Annotated in this window: 3 protein-coding genes; 1 reads left to right on the top strand and 2 read right to left on the bottom strand. The window is 62.7% G+C overall.

What is annotated here, in order from left to right; all coding sequences use genetic code 11:
- Window positions 1–152 precede the first annotated feature (152 nt).
- Window positions 153–1,019 (top strand): SDR family NAD(P)-dependent oxidoreductase, encoded by an 867-nt coding sequence (locus EN906_RS30830; RefSeq protein WP_127375635.1) that lies wholly within the window; start codon window positions 153–155, stop codon window positions 1,017–1,019.
- Window positions 1,020–1,022: 3 nt separating this feature from the next.
- Here EN906_RS30830 and EN906_RS30825 read toward each other — a convergent pair whose 3' ends face one another.
- Both EN906_RS30825 and EN906_RS30820 read right to left on the bottom strand, forming a co-directional pair.
- Window positions 1,023–1,448, bottom strand: a complete 426-nt coding sequence (locus EN906_RS30825; RefSeq protein WP_127269256.1) for a low affinity iron permease family protein — start codon at window positions 1,446–1,448, stop codon at window positions 1,023–1,025.
- Between the two features lie 303 nt (window positions 1,449–1,751).
- The gene (locus tag EN906_RS30820; protein WP_127269255.1) at window positions 1,752–2,393 is read right to left on the bottom strand and encodes a DapH/DapD/GlmU-related protein; all 642 of its coding nucleotides are present in this window, start codon (window positions 2,391–2,393) and stop codon (window positions 1,752–1,754) included.
- Window positions 2,394–2,469: the final 76 nt, after the last annotated feature.

The raw sequence follows: 2,469 nt of genomic DNA, 5'->3' as shown, positions 1-2,469 counted from the left end.
GTTTTGTCCCCAAGGCAAAATCTCTTTTGCGGAGGCAAAGGGCAACATGCGCAGCCTCGACCGAACTGGTCAACCCGACAAGGCGGGCAGAGGCTTGCGCCGGCCGGTTCCGGCGCTAAGTTCGGCGCCATCGAACAAGGAACCCATCGCCCATGATCACCGACGCCGAGATCCAGACCGCCCTGCCCGCGCTTGCCCCAGGCAATGCCGCCGTTATCACCGGCGCCGCCAGCGGCATCGGTCTGGCGGCCGCCAAGCGGCTTGCACTGATGGGCATGAAGATCGTGCTGGCCGATATTGGCGGCGCGCGGCTGGACGACGCCTCGCGCGCCGTTTCCGCGATTGCCGGCGACGATGCCGTGCTTGCCGTCGCCGCCGACGTTTCGAAGGCGGATGAGGTACACCGCCTCGCCGAAAGGGCGTTCGGCGCCTTCGGCGGCGTGTCGCTGCTGATGAACAATGCCGGTATCGGCGACAATCCCGGAAAGCCATGGGAAAACGGCGATGCCTGGAAGCGGCTGCTGGACATCAATTTCTGGGGCGTCGTGCATGGCGTCGAGGCCTTCGCGCCGCGCATGCTGGCCTCGGCCAGCCCGGGTTTGATCGTCAACACCGGCTCCAAGCAAGGCATCACCACGCCGCCCGCCAATCTTGCCTACAATGTCTCCAAGGCTGGGGTGAAAACCTTCACCGAGGGCCTGTCGCATGCGTTGCGCAACGAACCCGGCGCCCATGTCGCTGCCCATCTTCTGATCCCCGGCTTCACCTTTACCGGCCTGACCGAGGGCGCGACGGAAAAACCGGCCGCCGCCTGGACCGGCGAACAGGTTGTGGATTTCATGCTGGAATCCCTGACCAGAGGCGATTTCTACATCCTGTGCCCGGACAATGAGGCGGCCCGCCCGCTGGATGAAAAGCGCATGGCCTGGGCGATCGGCGATATCATCGAGAACCGCCCAGCCCTGTCGCGCTGGCACCCGGACCACAAGGACAGTTTCGCGGCGTTCATGAAAGGCTGATTTTCAGGCCGCCTGCTTTTTCGACCCGCGCTTCCTCGCCACAGCCTTCTTCGCCGCCGTGTCGGCGATCTGTTCGTCATGCCGCTTTGCCGCACGCTCGCATTTGGCGCGGATTTCCTCGACTTCGGATTCGGTCAGATGTTCGATGCCGATGAAGTGGTTGTGGCCCTTGCCGACCCGGATCAGTTCGTCGAGCTTGGCCTGGATTGCCGCGCCATCGCGGTTCTGAGTGTTCTGGATCAGGAAGACCATCAGGAAAGTGATGATGGTCGTGCCCGTGTTGATGACGAGCTGCCAGGTGTCCGAAAAGCCGAAGAACGGGCCGCTCACCCCCCATACGATGACGATCAGGCAACAGACGGCGAATGTCGGCGGCAGGCCGGCTATGCGGGCGACCCAGTTGGCGACCTTTGTGAAATGTTTTTCCATCTATCGAAATCCTCGACGCTGCGGCGCGATGAGAAACAACCAGCGACCGTTTCAGGTTCCCGAGGCAGACAAATACCCAGCTGCAATTGAATACACGCGTAGGGAGAATAGTCAGGAAAACACACCTTATGGGTTCAATGCCACAGTGATCCTGCAGGCAAGAGTGCCTGTTCCTTCCGCTTCACAGCGGTTTACCTCCAGCCCCTTCCGCTGCGCCACCCCCGCATGGCGGAAGGGGTTTCAGTCCGGCGGGCCTTGAAGCGCGTCGCCCGACTCCGTCTCAACGCTACGCACTTGAACTGGTCAGACGGCGTCGTTTTCCCAGCGATCGAGGAACGTTTCGATCGGCATGGCCTGCATGTCGGGAACCGCTCTGGCCAGCTTTTCGACCGGCCAGTCCCACCAGGCGAGAGCTTCGATCCGCGCCGCGATATCCGGAGTGAAGCGTGGCCGGAGAGCCTTCGCCGGCACGCCGGCGACGATCGCATAGGACGGCACGTCACGCGTCACCACGGCGTTGGCGCCGATGACGGCACCGTTGCCGATGGCGATCCCAGGCATGATCACCGCGCCGTGGCCGATCCAGACATCATGGCCGATGGTCACGGCTTTCGCCTGCCGCCGCTCGCGGAAGGCGGCATCGACGCCCAGCCAGCGAAAATACTCGTTCGGCCGGTAGCTGAGCTTATGCTGGGTCAGCCGCTCTATGGGATGCTCCAGCGCATTGATACGGCTGTTGGCGGCGATCGAGCAGAATTTCCCGATCGTCGTGTAGATCGCTTCACAGTGGCGTTCAAAATAAGAGAAGTCGCCGACATTCACCTCGCGCAGCACCACCCGCTCGCCGATCGAGGCATAGCGGCCGAGCTTGCACGTCTTCAGCTCCGCGGTCGGATGGATACGCGGCTCGGGGTCTTTCGGGACGAGGTTTTCGGAACGCTCCATGCCGGCGGCTTTACGCCTAGGCGATTGGTCCCGCAAGCGGAACCAATCGCCTAGGCGTAAAGCCGCCGGCATGGAG

The sequence above is a fragment of the Mesorhizobium sp. M7A.F.Ca.CA.004.06.1.1 genome (genome assembly GCF_003999135.1).
Taxonomy (GTDB): Bacteria; Pseudomonadota; Alphaproteobacteria; order Rhizobiales; family Rhizobiaceae; genus Mesorhizobium.
Note: the sequence above shows the minus strand (reverse complement) of the source record. Positions and strands in the feature narration are given on the sequence as shown.